Origin of the sequence: Delftia sp. 11MD (assembly GCF_050907895.1) — a bacterium.
GTDB lineage: Bacteria > Pseudomonadota > Gammaproteobacteria > Burkholderiales > Burkholderiaceae_C > Comamonas > Comamonas tsuruhatensis.
Genome location: NZ_CP194333.1, coordinates 3,144,808 through 3,162,582, shown reverse-complemented (window position 1 = coordinate 3,162,582; position 17,775 = coordinate 3,144,808). Strand labels below are relative to the sequence as shown.

Below are 17,775 nucleotides of genomic sequence, written 5' to 3'. Positions count from 1 at the left end.
CCTGCACACCAAACCCCAAGCCACATCGAATCCCGCCCATGGCCAATATCCAGGACCTGCTGACCGAGACCTCCGCCGAGCCCCCCTGCGGCCCGGACCTCACCTATGACAACGACTTCCAGTCCATGGAAAGCGCTGCGCAGGGCAAGGTCGAACAGCAGTTCGGCGACACCGTCATCCCCGCCGAGCCACCGGACTGGCGCGACGTGGAGCGCCAGGCCTCGGCCCTGATGCAGCGCACCAAGGACCTGCGCGTGGCCGTGCTGCTGTGCCGTGCCTGGACCATCCTGCACGGCCTGCCCGGCACGCTGCAGGGCCTGCAGCTGTGCGCCGCCCTGCTGGAGCGCCACTGGGAGCATGTCCACCCCCTGCCCGAGGACGGCGACGACTACTTCATGCGCATGAACGCCCTGGGCACCCTGTCGGACGTGACGGGCTTTGTGCGCGACCTGCGCAACGCCGACTTCCTGCGCGGCGCCCTGGGCCAGATCAGCGTGCGCGACGCCGAACTGATGGCCAGGGGCAACGTGCCCGAGGACCTGCCGCACCTGACCGCCGACGAGCTGCGCATGGCCTCGGCCCGCGCACATGCCGAGGGCCACGAAACCCTGCTGGCCGTCACCCCCGCGCTGCAGGAACTCGACCGGATCCGCGCCTGCTGCGAACAGCACCTGCCCAGCCACCAGCAGCCCGAGCTCGACGGCCTGCGCCAGCTGCTGCTGGCCCTCGGTCAATGGCTGCCCCAGTCCACAGGCGACGCCGACACGGCCGCTGAAACCGATCCGGCCGCACAGGCCGGCACCGGGGACGGCCTGGCATCCCAGCCCGCGCCCGGCACCCCCCACACCCCGGCACGCAACCGCGAACAGGCGATTGCCCAGTTGCTGGAAATCGCCGCCTTCGTGGAGCGCACCGAGCCCTCCAACCCCGCCCCCCTGCTCATCCGCCGCGCCGCCCGCTTCATGCGCATGGGCTTCATGGACATCCTGCGCGAACTGTCGCCCGACAGCCTGGCCCAGGTGGAAGTGATCACGGGCGCCCACCTGCAGGAGCAGCAGACATGAAGGCCAAATGCTGTTTCATGGCCCTGGGCGTGGGTCTCTCGACGCCAGCCTTCGCAGATGCCGGTGCACGGCATGCAAACGCCATCGAGCGCATCACGATCCGCGACGGCACCGCCAAAAGCGAAGACCCCCGCATCCATTGCGATTCACTGCGCATTGACGAAAAGCGCGCGCGCTACTTCCTGCGCCACGCCAAGTCCAGCAGCCAGTTCAATTACGCGCATGCCTATGAAACCGGTAGCTGCAGTGCCCGTGCCGTCGTGCGCTTCAAGGGCGGCCGCCAGGTCAATCTGACCATCGACAGCGGCACCGGCTGGGGGACGACGGAGAACAAGCGCTCCATCGCCTACCTCTACTGCGAGGAATGCACGGATCTGCTGGACCCGGACTTCGCTTTCAAGGAGCCGGCTGCCCCATGACACCCACCCCGTCCACCTGTTTCCACACGGCCTCTTGCGCCCTCAGCCCTTCGGTCCGCCGCAAGGCGGGACTCCAGGCTTTTTACTTCTGCGACCCATTTTTTTCTTGAAAGGAACACCCGCATGTCGCTCACCAAAACCGGCAAGAGTGGTCAGAAATTCATCGCGCGCAACCGTGCGCCGCGCGTGCAGATCGAGTACGACGTCGAGATCTACGGTTCGGAAAAGAAGGTGCAGATCCCCTTCGTGATGGGCGTGCTGGCCGATCTGTCGGGCAAGCCCGTCGATCCGCTGCCCGAGATCGCCGACCGCAAGTTCCTGGAAATCGACATCGACAACTTCGATGCGCGCATGAAGTCCATCAAGCCCCGCGTCGCCTTCCAGGTGGACAACACGCTGACGGGCGAGGGCAAGCTCAACATCGACCTGAGCTTCGAGAGCATGGAGGACTTCTCCCCCGCCGCCATCGCGCGGCGCGTGGGCGCGCTCAACTCGCTGCTGGAGGCACGCACCCAGCTGCACAACCTGCTGTCCTACATGGACGGCAAGCAGGGCGCCGAGGAGCTGATCGGCAAGGTGCTCAAGGACCCTGCGCTGCTCAAGTCGCTGGCCGCCGCGCCCAATATCACTGCCCCGCAGGCCTCGGGCCCTGCATCCGAGGCTTGAGGCAGCACATCAGGAAGGCAAGCACGTCATGAATACCGCAACCCAACTCGAACAATCGACCCAGGCGCTGGCCGGCAGCGAATTCGGCAGCCTGCTGCAAAAGGAATTCAAGCCCAAGACCGACCAGGCCCGCGAAGCCGTGGAAGCGGCCGTGCAGACGCTGGCCCAGCAGGCCCTGGGCTCGGCGATCACGCTGTCCAACGATGCCTACCAGACGGTGCAGGCCATCATTGCCGAGATCGACCGCAAGCTGTCCGAGCAGATCAACCGCATCATCCACCACGACGACTACCAGAAGCTCGAAGGCGCCTGGCGCGGCCTGCACCACCTGGTGACCAACACCGAGGTGGACGAGATGCTCAAGATCCGCGTCATGAACATCTCCAAGAAGGAGCTGCACCGCAACATGCGCCGCTTCAAGGGCGTGGGCTGGGACCAGAGCCCCGTCTTCAAAAAGGTGTACGAAGAGGAGTACGGCCAGTTCGGCGGCGAGCCCTTCGGCTGCCTGGTGGGCGACTACCACTTCGACCACAGCCCGCCGGACGTGGAGCTGCTCGGTGAAATGGCCAAGGTGGCCGCCGCGGCCCACTGCCCCTTCATCTCGGGCGCGGCGCCCGCCATCATGCAGATGGAATCCTGGCAGGAGCTGGCCAACCCGCGCGACCTGACCAAGATCTTCACCAACACCGAGTACGCCGCGTGGCGCAGCCTGCGCGAGTCCGACGACGCCAAGTACATCGGTCTGGCCATGCCCCGCTTCCTGGCACGCCTGCCCTACGGCGCGCGCACCAACCCGGTCGATGAATTCGATTTCGAGGAAGAAACCGACAGCGGCGACCACGGCAAGTACTGCTGGGCCAACTCGGCCTACGCCATGGCGGTCAACATCAACCGCTCGTTCAAGTACTACGGCTGGTGCACCTCCATCCGCGGCGTGGAATCGGGCGGCGCGGTGGACAACCTGCCGGCCCACACCTTCCCCACCGACGATGGTGGCGTGGACATGAAGTGCCCCACGGAAATCGCCATCAGCGACCGCCGCGAGGCCGAGCTCGCCAAGAACGGCTTCATGCCCCTGGTGCACCGCAAGAACTCGGACGTGGCCGCCTTCATCGGCGCCCAGTCGCTGGCCAAGCCCGCCGAGTACTACGACTCCGACGCCACGGCCAATGCCAACCTGTCGGCGCGCCTGCCCTACATGTTCGCCTGCTGCCGCTTCGCGCACTACCTCAAGTGCATCGTGCGCGACAAGATCGGCTCCTTCCGCGAGCGCACCGACATGGAGCGCTGGCTCAACGACTGGATCATGAACTACGTGGACGGCGACCCGGCCAACTCCTCGCAGGAAACCAAGGCCCGCAAGCCCCTGGCCGCCGCCGAGGTGCAGGTGCAGGAAGTCGAGGGCAACCCCGGCTACTACACCTCCAAGTTCTTCCTGCGCCCCCACTACCAGCTGGAAGGCCTGACGGTGTCGCTGCGCCTGGTGTCCAAGCTGCCTTCCGTGAAGCAGGGCGCGAAGTAAGACTGTCCGTCCACCTGGCTCCTGGTGCCGACACGCTCGCACCAGGGCCAGGCCCCATAACAAGAAACAGGCCTGGAGAAGCTTTCCCCTCCAGGACCCAACTCAGAGAGGCTTTTCATGCCCTGGAATGTAGACAACGCCGTCGCCACCCTGCAGACCAATGCCCGCGCCAGTTCTGCCGGCTACTGCGCGCGCTATGTGCGCGATGCGATCGGCGCTGGCGGCATCGCACTGCAGCGCACGCGTGATGCCAAGGACTACGGCACCAGCCTGGTGGCCGCCGGCTTCACACGCTACGACGCCATGCCCGAAGGTGGCTACAAGAAAGGCGATGTGGCGGTGATGCAGGGCTTCACCTCCTCGCCCGCCGGCCACATGCAGATGTTCGACGGAAGCGTCTGGATCTCGGACTTCAAGCAGAACGGCTTCTGGGCAGGCCCCGGCTACCGCACCCACAAGCCCGCTTTCAAGATCTACCGCCATCCCTGATGAGCCTGATGCGCCCATTGAGCCACGCCATGAACGCCTGTTCCAAAACCTTCTTCACCCTGCTGCTGGCCGGCACGGCCTGCGCCACGGTGCAGGCCGCCCCCGCCACGACAACGACGGCGGCAGCGGCAGCGGACATCTCCACCCTGTTCACCGACGCCCTGCATTGCCGCATCGAGTTTCCCGATGGCCGCGACGAAGCGCTGGCCCAGCGCCTGCGCGCGCAGGGCGTGACCGTGGTGGACCGCGCGCCCGGCGAAAGCCTGGACCTGCTCTACCTGTTTGCCACGCCGCTGGAGATCGATGGCACGCAGGTGTCCTCCATCACCGTGCGCGGCGGCAGTGGCAGCATTGTCGCGGCGCGCGCCACGGGCAGCCTGCAGGCGCTGGTCCAGCGCACCAAGGCCCGGCCGCAGGCGCGCAGCAGCTGGGATCTTGAAGGCTTTGGCGAGCTGCCCGCCCAGTACGCACGCGCCATGCCGCTCAGAAAGGGCCTGGACGAGACGCCACCGCGCATCGTCATCGGCCATGTGGCCGGCGAGGCGCCCGACGCCGTGCGCTGGGGCTGCCGCTCCTACGACGACTGACCGGGGCGCAGCCGCACCCCGCCCCTCTCTTTTTCCTGCGTTTTCACCATGCCCCTGCCCAGCTTCACCTCACAGCTTTCCCTGGACGAGCAACTCAAGGCCCTGAAGGACCAGATCCGCCAGGCCCCGGCCTCGGCGCCCCTGCGCGTCTACTACTTCCAGCTGCTGTGCGTGCTGGGCGAATGGCAAAAGGCGCTGGAGCAGTTGCAGCTGTGCGCGCAGCTCGACCCTTCGTGCGAGCCCATGGCGCGCGCCTACCGCGAGGCCATCCGCTGCGAGGTGCTGCGCGCCGAGGTCTTCGCCGGCAAGAAAAAGCCCTTTCTCATGGGCGAGCCCGCGCAATGGCTGGCCTGCCTGATCGACGCCCTGGCCCATGAAGGAGCAGCTGCCCAGGACCTGCGCGCCCGCGCCCTGGACGAGGCGCCCGCCACGGCCGGCCACATGGGCGAGCACCGCTTCGAATGGCTGGCCGACAGCGATACCCGCCTCGGCCCTGTCTGCGAGCTGCTGGCCCACGGCAGCTACTACTGGCTGCCCTTCGACGCCATTGCACAGATCGGCTTCGAGCCCGTGCAGGACCTGCGCGACCTGATCTGGCTGCCCTGCGAGGTCACGCTGCGCGAGGGCGGCGCGCTGCAGGGCTTCATGCCCGCGCGCTATCCGCTGGCGCCCGGCGATGACGACGCCGTCCGCATGTCGCGCCGCACGCAGTGGAGCCCGCTGGACTCAGGCTCCTCCGAGCCTGACGAATCCTCGGGCCACGTGGCCGGCCACGGCCAGCGCACCTGGGTCACCGACTCCGAGGACTTTCCCATGCTGCAGGTGCGCCAGCTGGCGCTGGAGACCGTCGGCTGATCTGGCCTGTCCCAATGACTGCCTATCCATATCGACACGCATGACCAACAAGACTACACCCAGCTTCCAATACGCAGGCACTTACGACCGCGCGGTGTTCCAGCGCGAATTCATGCAGCAGTTCGGCAAGGACGCGCGGTTCGATGCCGCTGCCATTCCTGCCGCCGCCCAACTGCTGGGCATGATCGAAAAGGACCCCGGCATCAACGACATCCGCTACGCGGCCTACATGCTGGCTACCGTGATGTGGGAGACGACCTCTCCGACCAGTGTGGAACGGATCGCAGTCAACAAGAAGGGTCAGCCGCTTCTGGACAAGCACAAGCGCCCCATCGTCGTGCGCGAGCGCAAATGGCTGATGACCATGGCGCCTGTCAACGAGGCGGGTAAGGGCAAGGGGCGGCGCTATCACGAGCCCGTGAAGATCAAGATGCAGCCTGACGGCAGGATACGCATCACCGAACAGGATGGAGACCAGTTTTACGTCTCTCCCAATGGCTCCGTGACGCCCCGCCAGGCCAAGGCGGTCATGGGCACCAAGGATGGCGGCGCCGCCGTCAAGGCCTACGAAACGGACGACGGTGCCGAGCAGGCGTTCTACGGGCGCGGCTACGTCCAGCTCACCTGGTGGTCCAACTATGCAGCCGCTGGCGTGGCCGTGGGCCGAGGCATGGGCCTGTTGCTGGACCCCGAACTGGTCAAGACACCCGAGGTGGCCTACGCCCTCATGTCACATGGCATGCGCACCGGGGAAGGTTTTGCCAACGGGCGACGCTTCAGTCAGTTCTTCCTGGGCAGTGCCACGGACTACGTCGGTGCGCGGCGCATGGTCAACGGCAGCGACCATGCCACCGACATCGCAGCCATCGCCACCAAGTTCCAGGCCATCCTCCTGGAGGCCCGCGTCCTCAAACCGGCAGCCACCGCCACGCCATGAAGGACAAGACAATGCCAAAAGCAAGTGCCACCCCGTTCCCGGCCACTCTTCGCTGCCCGCGCATTCTGCTGGCCGCCGTAATGTGCGTGGGCCCATGGCTTGCATCAGCTGCCGGCCCCGGCCCGTCCAATGCCATGCGCTGTGGCTGGTTCGACAACCCCACCCCGGGCAATGCATCGCTGACCGACAGCCAGGCCGAATGGACCATCGGCCAGCAGGGCGGCCACCAGGCGCGCGGCGAATGGCCGCATTTCACGGACCGTGACTGGGTGCGCACAAGTCATGGCAGTGCCGGTTATGGCTGCGCCTGCCTGAAGGTGTCCACTGACAATGGCAAAGAGCAGATCGTGCAGATCTTCTCTGCACGTGCACGGCCTCTCTCAGCCTGTCGCAAGGACCCTGCACTGAAAGGTAAGGAGCCCGAGAACCCACTGGCCGATTCGGGCCGCACTGGCCCTTGAGGACCCTGCATGCGCCCCAGTCCCCTCAACCCCATGCCCACGCTGCGCACGCGCCAGAACCAGGCGACCGCAGCCAAGGACCGGCTGCAGCCCGCCCTGCTGGACCGGCTGACCGACCATGAGCCCCATCTGCGCACCGAGCGGCCCGATGCGGTCTTCGTGAACGAATCCCGCCTGCGCGAGGCCCTGCTGCGCGACCTGGGCTGGCTGCTCAATGCGCGCGATGCCTGGGACCACGTGGAGATGGAGGGGCTGGAGCATGTGCAGCGCTCGGTCATCAACTACGGCATGCCGCCGCTGGCCGGCCAGCTGCTGTCCGAGCTGGACTGGGGCCATGTGGAACGCAGCATCCGCGAAAGCATCCTGGCCTTCGAGCCGCGCATCCTGCCCAAGACGCTGGCCGTGACGCTGCTGGCCTCCACCGAGCAGCTCAACCACCACAACACGCTGCAGTTCGAGATCCGCTGCCAGTTCTGGTCCATGCCCTATCCGCTGGAGCTGCTGCTCAAGACCAGCCTGGACCTGGAGACGGGCCAGGTCTCGCTGCAAAACCTCAGGGCCTGAGCCCGGACGCCGCCACACACACCATGAATCCCCGCCTCGTCGAGTACTACAACCGCGAACTGGCCTATCTGCGCGAGCTGGGCGCCGAGTTCGCTGCCGCCTTTCCCAAGGTTGCGGGCCGTCTGTCGCTGCACGACACCGATGTGGCCGACCCCTATGTGGAGCGCCTGCTGGAGGGCTTCAGCTTTCTGAGCGCACGCATCCAGCTGAAGATGGACGCGGAGTTCCCGCGCCTGTCCCAGCGCATGCTGGAAATGGTCTGCCCCCATTACCTGGCGCCCACGCCATCCATGGTGGTGGTCCAGCTCAAGCCCAGTGCCAAGGAAGGCAACCTGGTCGATGGATTCACCCTGCCCTCGGGCAGCGTGCTGCGCACCCACAAGGTGCAGGAAGAGCAGACCATCTGCGATTTCCGCACCGGCGGGCCGCTGACGCTGTGGCCGCTGGAGATACGCCAGGCCCGCCTGGGCGGCCCGGCGCTGGACCTGCCCCATGCGCTGGTGCCCCAGCTGGGCGAGGCCGGCGGCCACCTGCGGCTGCAGCTGGCCACGCTGGATGCCTCGCAGTGCATGCAGGTGGCGCTGGACCAGCTGTGGGTGTACATCCATGCGGGCGACGTCGTCGCTTCCCATCTGCAGGAGCTCATCCACACGCAGACGCTGGCCATCGTGGTCCACCACCCGCAGGACCCGCGCCAGGTCTGGGACGTGCTCCCGCCCGATGCGCTGCGCGCCGAGGGCCATGACAGCGAACAGGCCCTGATTCCCTATTCGCACCGCGCCTTCCAGGGCCACCGGCTGCTGCACGAGTACTTCGCGTTTCCCGCGCGGCAGCGGTTCTTCTCGATCAACGGCCTGTCGCGCAGCATGCGCCGCATTGCCCACGACGGCGTGGGCATCACGCTGCTGCTGCGCCGCGCCGCGCCCACGCTGGAGCCGCAGATCGACGCGGCCAAGCTGCTGATGCACTGCATTCCAGCCATCAACCTGTTCGAGTACACGGCGGACCGCCTGCACGTGGCCTCCAACGTGCACGAATACCACGTTGTTGCCGACCGCATGCGGCCGCTGGACTTCGAGGTCTACGGCGTGCAGGCCGTCACCGGCCACCACGAAGGCAAGACGCAGGACCGTGAATTTGCGCCGCTGTACGCATCCACTCACGGCCTGCACTCCACCGAGCAGGCCTACTTCACCACGCGGCGCGAGCCCCGGCTGTTTTCCGAACGCAGCCTGCGCAGCGGCCCGCGCACGCAGTACCTGGGCTCGGAAGTCTTCATCTCGCTGGTGGACCAGCGCGAGGCGCCGTTCTCCGACGAGCTCAAGCAGCTGTCCATGCATACCCTGTGCACCAACCGCGACCTGCCCCTGCTCATGCGCGTCAACCAGCCGGGCGGCGACTTTGCCCTTCAGGAGTCGGCACCGGTGGACTGGGCCCGCGTCATCGCCGGCCCCAGCGCCCCGATACCGGCCGTGGCCGATGGCGGCCTCACCTGGCGGCTGATCTCCCACCTGAGCCTGAACTACCTGGCCATGACCGACCTGTCCGACGAGGAAGGCGCGGCCACGCTGCAAGAGCTGCTGCGCCTGTACCTGGACCTGGGCAACCACCAACTGGCCGGACAGATCGCCGCCATCCAGGGCATGCGCATCGAACCCATCACGCGCCGCCTGCCCCAGCACCGCCAGCTCGTCTACGGGCGCGGCGTGGGCGTGCACCTGAGCGTGGACGAGCCGGCCATGGCCGGTGTCAGCCCCTGGCCCCTGGCCAACATGCTGGAGCGGTTCTTTGCCCGCCACGTGGGCGTCAACAGCTTCACCGAGCTGCAGCTGCACTCTCGCCAGCGCGGCCCCGTCGCGCACTGGGCGCCACGCCCCGGACAACGGCCCGGCATATGAGCAACGCCGCGCACGCTCCCCTTGCCCAGCCGGTGCCCGATCAGGACCCGGAGCTGCCCACCGTGCAGGCGAACGCGTCCGAGGACGCTCGGGCGCGCCTGTTCTGGCAGCGCCTGAGCGCCAGGCCCTACCAGTTCGACCTGATGCACAGCCTGCGCTACCTGCAGGCGCGCCACCCCGGCCTGCCGCGCCTGGGCCAGGCCACGCGCCCCAAGGACGAACCGCTGCGCCTGGGCCAGGACCCGTCGCTGGCCTTCGCGCCCGCCACCATCGCCGAGATCCTGCCCTCGCGCGCCGGCGAGCCCGAGCGCATGACGGTCTGGAACTTCGGCCTCTACGGCCCCAACGGACCGCTGCCCACGCACATCACCGAATACGTGCGCGAGCGCCTGCGCCAGCATGACGACGCCACGCTGGCGCGTTTTTCCGACATCTTTCACCACCGCATGCTGCTGCTGCTGTTCCGCGCCTGGTCGGACGCCCAGCCCACGGCATCGCTGGACCGCCCCGGCGAGGACCCCTTCGGCCGCTACATAGACAGCTTCATCGGCACCGGCCTGCCCAGCCAGCGCACACGCGACGACGTGCCCGACCACGCCAAGCGCTTTATGGCCGGCCACCTGACCCGCTGGACACGCAATCCCGAAGGCCTGTGCCAGGCCCTGTCGCACTACTTCCAGATCCCCGTGCGGCTGGAAGAAAACTGCCTGCACCACCTGGAGCTGGAACCCGGGCAGCAGACCCGGCTGCAAAGCCGCCCCTGCAACTCGCGCCTGGGAGTGGATGCCGTCGTGGGCTCGCGCGTGCCCGATGCGCAAAGCAAGTTCCGCCTGGTGCTCGGCCCGCTGGGCCTGGAGCAGTACCAGCAGCTGCTGCCCCAGGCCGCACTGTTCCAGACCCTGGTGGACTGGGTGCGCAACTACCTGGGCATTGAATACGCCTGGGACTATGTGCTGGTGCTGCGCCGCCAGGAAGTGCCTGCCGCCCGGCTGGGCAGCAGCACCCAGCTGGGCTGGACCACCTGGCTCACCCACGCCGAGCCCGCACAGGACGCGCGCGACTTCCGCCTGGACCCCGAAGCCTGGCTGCGCCAGCGCCGCCAGCCCGTGCGGGGCCGGCGCCCCGGCCCCGGCCCCAGTCCTCGAGCCACTGAATCACCGAACCACTGAATCACCACTTCCCTGCTCGCACACATGCCCACCGTACAGATCAAGTTCCCGCACAACGCACCGGTTCCTTCCACGCTGACGCTGGTCGAGGGCAACCGCCTGCGCGTCAAGATTGAGGCCGTCGCAAAGGCCTACAAGCTGGGTGCCAGGATCGATGCGCACAGCATTCTTGCGGCCCAGCCCCCCGTACACAACGCCCGCGCCGACAGCTGGCAATTCGACTTCGTGGCGCAGCAGCCCGGGCTCACCAAGCTCAGCATCGTGGCGGTGCAGGGAAGCGGGCTCAGCGTCATGCCCGCAGCCATCACCGTGCAGGTGGAGAAGAGCATTTCGCTGCCTGCGGAGAGCACGACGGAGGGGATGCTGGCAAGGCTGTTCCTGGCGGAAAGCGTCTCGCCGGGCGACACCTCACTGGCCTGGAATCTCGACAACGTGAAAACCGGAATGCAATGGATGCGCCGAGTCATCGAGAACCGCTTGAAAAGCGGAAAGCCTGAAGACTTCATGGCCCGCGGTGCCACCAGCGTCGAGGACATCGTCATGGCGGATGACCGGGGATCGGTCCAATTCCATGGCTTCAACGTCTATCCGAAGCTGGGTCCCGACATTGCCAAGAACCTCCGCGACTATGTGGACAACGCCAACAACGGCCTGCATCCCAAACGCAAGGCCTATCTGGACTTTGTGCAGGCGGCCCTGGACGTTGCCACCGGCGCGGTGCCGCCAGACCCTACCCCCACAGGCCTGTTCGCCTGGAGAACTGCGAAATCCAGCTCTCCCGGTGCCGACTTCATTCAGCACGCCGCGCTGGCTAGAAACATGTTCTACACACATGCCCGGCTGCGCAAACGCGACTGATCCCCAAACACATCGAAAACCAAGGAGGGCACTCCATGTCACCAACCCATACCGGATCAAGCGCTTTGAAACCGCATCGCCATTTCCCAATGGCCAGCCTTGCCACTGCCATTGCAGTGAGCGCCTGCTTGATAGGTGCCCAAGCCTCCGAATCATCGCCGCCCCCGGCATCGCCGGCTGAAATCAGCAGCCAGCAAACCCAGCCGACGGCTGCCGACTACTCTCGGCCTGCGCAGGAAAGAGTCGCGTCCATGACTGCGCTGCGGCAATACCTGAAGTTCAAGGATGAAGTCTGGGAAACCCAAAGAGCCCGCCAGAGCAATACCTTTTGCTTCGTGCAGCAGCGTCCCGACCATCCGTCCGATCCCGAGCCGAACGTGTGGATGGTCTGGCTCAATGGCGGCGAGATCGTCAATATGGGCTGGCATCTCTATTCGCCAAAAACGCTGACGAAAGAAGACGCCAAAGCGGATGGTGAAAGCCTGGCAAGAATGAAATCCATCAAGCTCGCGACCGACGTGCGGGAAACGGCCCAGGAAATCTACGGCAGCAGCTTCCTCGTCGAACGCGCCTGGGTGGACATGCTGCTGGCGCAGTGCAAGGCCAAGGGCCGCACCATCAAAGTGACTCCTGCCCGATAGCCGCATGCCGCATATCGGACGCAACCGCTTTCCCGGCCCATGCCGTGTCAGGCAAGGCCGTCGCCTGCTCGCAAGGTGTCTGCTGGCCACCCTGGCGGGGTCGGCCCTGCCTTTGCTGGCAGCGCCTGAAAGCGGGCGGGCTTCCGATTTCTCGCGTCCGGCGCAATCCCTGATTCCTTCTCCAGCCGCCCTGCGTATCTATTTGAAGAGCCGCCAGGCATCGACTGGCCCCGGAAAGCCTTCAGCCCTCCAGCGCTTTTGCTTCGTGCAACAGCACAACCGCAGCGCAGTCCCTGCGCGCTCGTCGGTCTGGATGGTCTGGCTGGAAGGCGGCCAGATCGCCAATCTGGGGCAGCGCCGCTTCACCGCCAAACCATCGCCGGATGAAGCGCAATGGGATGGCGATGCCTTGTCCGAAGCCAAGGCCATCCACCTCGCCGCCGACGTCCGTGAAACGGCGCAGGAAATCACCGGCAGCAGCTTCCTCGTCGAACGCGCCTGGGTCGACCGGCTGCTGGCGCAGTGCCAGGCCAAGGGCCGCAAGGTCGAAGTCCGCCCCCAACGCTAGCCGGCAATTCCTACCGCCCATTGATCCCTTCTTTTTAAGCACCCAAGACCCATGACAGAAATCAGCCGCCAATCCCTCTTCGGCAAGCTCAACCCGCTGCTGTTCAAGTCGCTGGAAGGCGCCACCGTGTTCTGCAAGCTGCGCGGCAATCCCTATGTGGAGCTGGTGCACTGGCTGCACCAGCTGCTGCAGGAAAACGATTGCGACCTGATCCGCATCCTGCGCCACTTCGACATCGCCTCCGACCGCCTGGCCGCCGATGTGCTGCGCCGCCTGGACCAGCTGCCGCGCGGCGCCACCTCGATCAGCGACTTCTCCGAGCACATAGAGACCGCCATCGAGCGCGGCTGGGTCTATGCCACGCTGATGTTCAACGACAGCCAGATCCGCAGCGCCTATCTGCTGTCGGGCATGGTGCGCACGCGCTCGCTGGCCAATGAGCTGCGCTCCATCTCGCGCGAATTCGACAAGATCTCCGAGCCCGCGCTCAGCGACGCCTTCGCCCGCCTGCTGCCCGACTCGCCCGAGGCACGCATGCGCGCGGCCGATGGCAGCGGGCTGGAAGGCACGCCGGGCGAAGCCAGCCAGGCCACGGGCACCGCGCCCGGCCAGGGCGGTGCGCTGCAGCAGTACACGGTGGACCTGACGGCCCGCGCCAAGGCGGGCGAACTGGACCCCGTCACGGGCCGCGATGACGAAGTGCGCCAGATGGTGGACATCCTGCTGCGCCGCCGCCAGAACAACCCCATCCTGGTGGGCGAGGCCGGCGTGGGCAAGACCGCCGTGGTCGAAGGCCTGGCCCTGCGCATCGCCCAGGGCGATGTGCCGCCGCCGCTGCAGGGCGTGGAGCTGCGCGTGCTGGACGTCGGCCTGCTGCAGGCCGGCGCCAGCATGAAGGGCGAGTTCGAGAACCGCCTGCGCGGCCTGCTGGACGCCGTGCAGTCCAGCACCACGCCCGTCGTGCTCTTCATCGACGAAGTCCACACCCTGGTGGGCGCGGGCGGCCAGGCCGGCACCGGCGATGCCGCCAACCTGCTCAAGCCCGCCCTGGCGCGCGGCACGCTGCGCACCATCGGCGCCACCACCTGGGCCGAGTACAAGAAATACATCGAAAAAGACCCGGCCCTGACCCGCCGCTTCCAGCTGGTGCAGGTGCACGAGCCCGACGAGCCCCGCGCCGTGGACATGCTGCGCGGCGTGGCCGCCAAGCTGGAAAACCACCACCAGGTGCGCATTGCCGCAGACGCCGTGGCCGCGGCCGTCAGCCTGTCGCACCGCTACATTCCCTCGCGCCAGCTGCCCGACAAGGCCGTCAGCCTGCTGGACACGGCCTGCTCGCGCGTGGCCATGGCCCTGCATGCCACGCCCGCCCAGCTGGAAGCCGTGCAGCGCCGCATCGAGGCCCTGGGCGTAGAGCAGGAAGTGCTGCTGCGCGAGGCCGCCCTCGGCCTGCCCACGGCCGAGCGCCTGCAGGCGCTGGAAACCGACCTGGCCGGCCTGCGCGAGCGCCAGGCCACGCTGGCCGAACGCTTTGGCCAGGAAAGCGCGCTGGCCCGCCGCATCCTGGAAACCGAGGCCGCCCTCATGGGCCTGAAGCCGCCCGTCTTCTCCACCGGCGCCGCCGCAGACCCGTCCGCTGCGGCACCGGAAACGGCCGCCGAAGCCACCTCAACCAAACCTGCCGAGCCCCCCAGCGTGGCCTCGCTGGAAGCGCTGCGCCGCCAGCTCGCCGAGCTGCAGGGCGATTCCCCGCTGCTGCAGCCCGTGGTCGATGCCGGCGTGGTCGCAGCCGTCGTGGCCGAGTGGACCGGCATTCCCGTGGGCCGCATGGTGCGTGACGAGGTGCAGTCCGTGCTCTCGCTGGCAGACACGCTGGAGAAGCGCGTCATCGGCCAGCGCCACGGCCTGGAGGCCATCACGCGCCGCATCCAGACCTCCCGCGCGCGGCTGGACGATCCGGGCAAGCCCATCGGCGTCTTCCTGCTCGCCGGCCCCTCGGGCGTGGGCAAGACGGAAACCGCCCTCTCCCTGGCCGAAGCCCTGTATGGCGGCGAGCAAAACCTCATCACCATCAACATGAGCGAGTTCCAGGAGGCGCACACCGTCTCCACCCTCAAGGGCGCGCCGCCCGGCTACGTGGGCTACGGCGAAGGCGGCGTGCTGACCGAGGCCGTGCGCCGCCGCCCCTACAGCGTGGTCCTGCTCGATGAAATCGAAAAGGCCCACTCCGACGTGCACGAGATGTTCTTCCAGGTCTTCGACAAAGGCTGGATGGAAGACGGCGAGGGCCGCTACATCGACTTCAAGAACACCGTCATCATCCTGACCTCCAACGTGGGCTCGGACCTGATCGCCAACATGTGCCGCGACCCGGACCTGGCTCCCACGCCGGAAGGCCTGGCACAGGCCGTGCGCCAGCCGCTGCTGCAGACCTTCCCTGCCGCGCTGCTGGGCCGCCTGACGGTGGTGCCCTACTACCCCATCTCCGACGCCATGCTGGAGCAGATCATCCGGCTGCAGATGCTGCGCATCCAGCGGCGCATCGAGGAACGCCACGGCGCGCAGTTCAGCTTCGATGAAGCCGCCGTGGACCTGGTGCGCCGCCGCTGCAGCGAGGTCGAATCGGGCGCGCGCATGGTGGACGGCATCCTCACCCAGAACCTGCTGCCGCGCATGGCTACCCACTTCCTGCAGGCCACCGTGCAAGGCCAGGAACTGCAAAGCCTGCATGCCGGCGCCAGCGGCGACGACTTCACGCTGGACGTGCGCACCCGCGCTGCGGAGCCGGCATGAGAAGGCACCGCCTGCCACGCGCCGCCACGGCAGTGATCGCAGCAGCTCTGCTGGCCGCCCCGGCTGCGCAGGCGCTGGACCTGGGCGCCATCGGCCAGGCCGCCGACACCGTGCAGCGGGCCTCGGGCGCCGCCACAGCCGGCCAGCAGGCGCTGGAGGCCGGCCGCAGCGCGGCCAGCACGGCCACCAACGCGGCCACCGGCGCCGCCAGCGAGGCCCGTGCCTGGTGGGACCGCAACCAGGCCCAGCCCGAGGCGGCACAGTCGGCGCCCTCCGGCGCCGCCCCCGTGCAGGACGACCAGGGCGGCCCACGCCGCGTCATGGCCGTGCTGGGCGACGCCTGGACGGACAGCGCCCGGCGCGGCCAGGCCGTGGTCGCGCTCATGGACCAGGGGCCGTACCTCGTGCAGCGCCAGGCCGCCCATGTGGCGCCGGCCAAGTCGCAATGGCTGGCCCTGCCGCGCGGCGACAGCACCGGCGTGGCCATCGAACTGCCCGGCGACCCCGACGGCACGACCTATGACCTGTCCACCGGCCGTGCCCGCCCCGGGGGCCGGGGCGTGCGCATCTTCGCCCTGTCCGTCCATGCCGACGTGCCCCAGCGCGCGGGCCGGCGCAGCCTGGACGCCATAGAGCAGCACGCCATGCTGCGCGCCAGCTCGGTGCGCACCGAATGGCCGCGCCAAAGCGGCGACATCCTGGAGCCCACGGGCGGCAAGCTGCTGGTCTGGGCCAGCGATGCCACGCAGCGCTTCCCTTCCGGCTTTGGCGCCGACGGACGCCTGTTCACCGCCGACGACCCCATGGTCACCCTGCCGCGCGGCTACACCGTGGTCACGCTGGAGCCGCAGGGCCTGCGCTTCGACCGCGCCCGGGAAATCGCCCTGGCCTTCCATGCCGTCCAGCCCGCGCAGGACATCGACCTGTCCCGCCTGGGCGCGGGCGATGCGGCCCAGGCCCTCATCGGCCTCATTGCCGAGCGCCACCCGCTGGCCGCTGCCAGCGGCTTTGATGCCGGCAAGCTGCGTGCCGACTACGGCCAGCGCCTGCAGACCGCCGCCGAGCGCGGCGACAGCGCCGCACAGGCCCAGGCCCTGGCAGAAATGGGGCAGCGCCTGGGCGATGGCCAGTACCGCGTTCTGCTGCCCGGCGGCCAGGCCTGGCCTGCCCGCACAGACCGGGGCCTGTCCCCGCAGCTGCTGGCACGCGGCAGCGTCAACCTGCCCATGCCGCGCACCTGGCTGCGCGAGGACGGCCGCATCGCCATCACCGGCGTGGCGCCAGGCTCTGCCGCCGCCAAGGCGGGCCTGCAGCCCGGCAGCGACATCCTCGCCATCGAAGGGGAAAGCCCCACCCGCTACCTGGACCGCATTGCCCCCGCCTCGCTGCGCGCCGGTGCCGAAGCCCGCCGCGCCGACCTGCTGGCGCTGGACCTGGGCACGCCCGCCACGCTGAGCCTGCGCACCGCAGCCGGCGCGCCCCCGGCCAGCCAGGAACAGACCCTGCGCCTGGACGCCGCCCCCGCCGCAACCACGGCCCTGCCTGCGGCCGAGCCCGCCCTCGCCTCCTTCCTGCTGCGCAGCGCCCAGGGCGGCAACCTGGCCTACATCGCCCTCGACAGCTTTGCCGACGGCGCCACCGGCCAGCTCAGCCGCTGGGAGGGCGCCCTGGCCGCAGCCACCCAGGCCAGGGTCACGGGCCTGGTCATCGACCTGCGCGCCCACCGGGGCGACGACGCCTACCAGCTGCTGCCCCACATGCTGGCCTCGCTCTACACACGCGACAAGCCGCTGCGCATGCAGGACGCCGCCCAGCGCCTGTTCGACCCCGCCGCCCGCGTCTGGCGCAGCCGTGGCGGCCTGGGCCTTCCGGCCCAGCTGCCGCTGGCCGCCTCGGGCACGCCCTTCACGGCCCCCATCGCCGTGCTCACCGGCCCGGGCTGCGCAGGCCCCTGCGAACTGTTCGCCGCCTGGCTGCAGCACAGCCAACGTGCCGACATCGTCGCCACCAGCGCCACGGCTGGCGCCACCGGCCCCGCCACGCGCGTGCACCTGCCGGCCGGCTTCATCGTGCAAGTCCCCCTGCTCGCAGAAACCGGCCCCGCTGGCGGCAACAACCCCGCCGCACAGGCCCAAGGCGTGACCCCGCGCCTGCGCGTGCCCGTGGACGCGGCCTTCACCGCCTCCATCCAGGCCGGCGGCGACCCGCTGCTGGACGCTGCCGTGCTCCACCTGGAGCGCGCCCGCGCTGTGCAGGCATCGCGCTAGGACCAGCCATCCATCGT

General features: G+C 68.2%; 17 protein-coding genes. All 17 read left to right on the top strand.

Annotation, left to right across the window (positions count from 1 at the left end; all coding sequences use genetic code 11):
• Window positions 1-38 precede the first annotated feature (38 nt).
• The 17 genes from tssA (at window position 39) to ACRSCF_RS14305 (ending at window position 17,758) form a co-directional block, all read left to right on the top strand.
• Complete coding sequence (tssA, locus tag ACRSCF_RS14385) at window positions 39-1,064, top strand: type VI secretion system protein TssA (protein WP_017405326.1); 1,026 nt, start codon at window positions 39-41, stop codon at window positions 1,062-1,064.
• A complete protein-coding gene (locus ACRSCF_RS14380; protein ID WP_016446989.1) occupies window positions 1,061-1,483 on the top strand; it encodes a hypothetical protein in 423 nt (140 codons plus the stop codon). Before tssA ends, ACRSCF_RS14380 begins: the two co-directional genes overlap by 4 nt.
• Window positions 1,484-1,606: 123 nt before the next feature.
• A complete protein-coding gene (gene tssB / locus ACRSCF_RS14375; RefSeq protein WP_012205675.1) occupies window positions 1,607-2,149 on the top strand; it encodes a type VI secretion system contractile sheath small subunit in 543 nt (180 codons plus the stop codon).
• 28 nt (window positions 2,150-2,177) lie between these two features.
• The gene (gene tssC, locus ACRSCF_RS14370; RefSeq protein ID WP_012205676.1) at window positions 2,178-3,671 is read left to right on the top strand and encodes a type VI secretion system contractile sheath large subunit; all 1,494 of its coding nucleotides are present in this window, start codon (window positions 2,178-2,180) and stop codon (window positions 3,669-3,671) included.
• 117 nt (window positions 3,672-3,788) lie between these two features.
• Window positions 3,789-4,160 carry a hypothetical protein gene (locus ACRSCF_RS14365; RefSeq protein ID WP_013802359.1) on the top strand — a complete coding sequence of 124 codons (372 nt, stop codon included), beginning with the start codon at window positions 3,789-3,791 and terminating at the stop codon, window positions 4,158-4,160.
• A 29-nt stretch (window positions 4,161-4,189) separates the two neighbouring features.
• Window positions 4,190-4,747 carry a hypothetical protein gene (locus tag ACRSCF_RS14360; protein ID WP_034347842.1) on the top strand — a complete coding sequence of 186 codons (558 nt, stop codon included), beginning with the start codon at window positions 4,190-4,192 and terminating at the stop codon, window positions 4,745-4,747.
• Between the two features lie 48 nt (window positions 4,748-4,795).
• Entirely contained in the window at window positions 4,796-5,602 is an 807-nt protein-coding gene (locus ACRSCF_RS14355; protein WP_151019486.1) for a type VI secretion system accessory protein TagJ, read from the top strand.
• Between the two features lie 40 nt (window positions 5,603-5,642).
• Window positions 5,643-6,539, top strand: a complete 897-nt coding sequence (locus ACRSCF_RS14350; RefSeq protein ID WP_034393887.1) for a glycoside hydrolase — start codon at window positions 5,643-5,645, stop codon at window positions 6,537-6,539.
• Window positions 6,536-7,000: a DUF4087 domain-containing protein gene (locus ACRSCF_RS14345; protein WP_224986301.1), complete on the top strand. Its 465-nt coding sequence runs from the start codon at window positions 6,536-6,538 to the stop codon at window positions 6,998-7,000. The genes ACRSCF_RS14350 and ACRSCF_RS14345 overlap by 4 nt, the downstream gene beginning before the upstream one ends.
• Window positions 7,001-7,009: 9 nt before the next feature.
• Complete coding sequence (gene tssE, locus ACRSCF_RS14340; protein WP_016453373.1) at window positions 7,010-7,564, top strand: type VI secretion system baseplate subunit TssE; 555 nt, start codon at window positions 7,010-7,012, stop codon at window positions 7,562-7,564.
• Window positions 7,565-7,587: 23 nt separating this feature from the next.
• Window positions 7,588-9,462, top strand: a complete 1,875-nt coding sequence (gene tssF, locus ACRSCF_RS14335; protein ID WP_016446993.1) for a type VI secretion system baseplate subunit TssF — start codon at window positions 7,588-7,590, stop codon at window positions 9,460-9,462.
• Window positions 9,459-10,631 carry a type VI secretion system baseplate subunit TssG gene (gene tssG, locus ACRSCF_RS14330; RefSeq protein WP_244451636.1) on the top strand — a complete coding sequence of 391 codons (1,173 nt, stop codon included), beginning with the start codon at window positions 9,459-9,461 and terminating at the stop codon, window positions 10,629-10,631. Before tssF ends, tssG begins: the two co-directional genes overlap by 4 nt.
• A gap of 24 nt (window positions 10,632-10,655) precedes the next feature.
• Entirely contained in the window at window positions 10,656-11,489 is an 834-nt protein-coding gene (locus tag ACRSCF_RS14325) for a hypothetical protein (RefSeq protein ID WP_034367159.1), read from the top strand.
• Between the two features lie 35 nt (window positions 11,490-11,524).
• Window positions 11,525-12,130, top strand: a complete 606-nt coding sequence (locus ACRSCF_RS14320; protein WP_227472492.1) for a hypothetical protein — start codon at window positions 11,525-11,527, stop codon at window positions 12,128-12,130.
• Window positions 12,131-12,134: 4 nt separating this feature from the next.
• Window positions 12,135-12,698 carry a hypothetical protein gene (locus ACRSCF_RS14315; protein WP_083281164.1) on the top strand — a complete coding sequence of 188 codons (564 nt, stop codon included), beginning with the start codon at window positions 12,135-12,137 and terminating at the stop codon, window positions 12,696-12,698.
• Between the two features lie 51 nt (window positions 12,699-12,749).
• The gene (gene tssH, locus ACRSCF_RS14310; protein ID WP_244451635.1) at window positions 12,750-15,491 is read left to right on the top strand and encodes a type VI secretion system ATPase TssH; all 2,742 of its coding nucleotides are present in this window, start codon (window positions 12,750-12,752) and stop codon (window positions 15,489-15,491) included.
• Window positions 15,488-17,758, top strand: a complete 2,271-nt coding sequence (locus tag ACRSCF_RS14305; RefSeq protein ID WP_034367153.1) for a S41 family peptidase — start codon at window positions 15,488-15,490, stop codon at window positions 17,756-17,758. The genes tssH and ACRSCF_RS14305 overlap by 4 nt, the downstream gene beginning before the upstream one ends.
• Window positions 17,759-17,775 lie beyond the last annotated feature (17 nt).

Coding starts and splice junctions, on each gene's coding strand:
- ACRSCF_RS14350 (WP_034393887.1), top strand. CDS start 5,643: ATGACCAACAAGACTACACCCAGCTTCCAATACGCAGGCACTTACGAC.
- tssC (WP_012205676.1), top strand. CDS start 2,178: ATGAATACCGCAACCCAACTCGAACAATCGACCCAGGCGCTGGCCGGC.
- ACRSCF_RS14325 (WP_034367159.1), top strand. CDS start 10,656: ATGCCCACCGTACAGATCAAGTTCCCGCACAACGCACCGGTTCCTTCC.
- ACRSCF_RS14305 (WP_034367153.1), top strand. CDS start 15,488: ATGAGAAGGCACCGCCTGCCACGCGCCGCCACGGCAGTGATCGCAGCA.
- ACRSCF_RS14365 (WP_013802359.1), top strand. CDS start 3,789: ATGCCCTGGAATGTAGACAACGCCGTCGCCACCCTGCAGACCAATGCC.
- tssH (WP_244451635.1), top strand. CDS start 12,750: ATGACAGAAATCAGCCGCCAATCCCTCTTCGGCAAGCTCAACCCGCTG.
- tssG (WP_244451636.1), top strand. CDS start 9,459: ATGAGCAACGCCGCGCACGCTCCCCTTGCCCAGCCGGTGCCCGATCAG.
- tssE (WP_016453373.1), top strand. CDS start 7,010: ATGCGCCCCAGTCCCCTCAACCCCATGCCCACGCTGCGCACGCGCCAG.
- tssB (WP_012205675.1), top strand. CDS start 1,607: ATGTCGCTCACCAAAACCGGCAAGAGTGGTCAGAAATTCATCGCGCGC.
- tssF (WP_016446993.1), top strand. CDS start 7,588: ATGAATCCCCGCCTCGTCGAGTACTACAACCGCGAACTGGCCTATCTG.
- ACRSCF_RS14320 (WP_227472492.1), top strand. CDS start 11,525: ATGTCACCAACCCATACCGGATCAAGCGCTTTGAAACCGCATCGCCAT.
- ACRSCF_RS14360 (WP_034347842.1), top strand. CDS start 4,190: ATGAACGCCTGTTCCAAAACCTTCTTCACCCTGCTGCTGGCCGGCACG.
- ACRSCF_RS14355 (WP_151019486.1), top strand. CDS start 4,796: ATGCCCCTGCCCAGCTTCACCTCACAGCTTTCCCTGGACGAGCAACTC.
- tssA (WP_017405326.1), top strand. CDS start 39: ATGGCCAATATCCAGGACCTGCTGACCGAGACCTCCGCCGAGCCCCCC.
- ACRSCF_RS14315 (WP_083281164.1), top strand. CDS start 12,135: ATGCCGCATATCGGACGCAACCGCTTTCCCGGCCCATGCCGTGTCAGG.
- ACRSCF_RS14345 (WP_224986301.1), top strand. CDS start 6,536: ATGAAGGACAAGACAATGCCAAAAGCAAGTGCCACCCCGTTCCCGGCC.
- ACRSCF_RS14380 (WP_016446989.1), top strand. CDS start 1,061: ATGAAGGCCAAATGCTGTTTCATGGCCCTGGGCGTGGGTCTCTCGACG.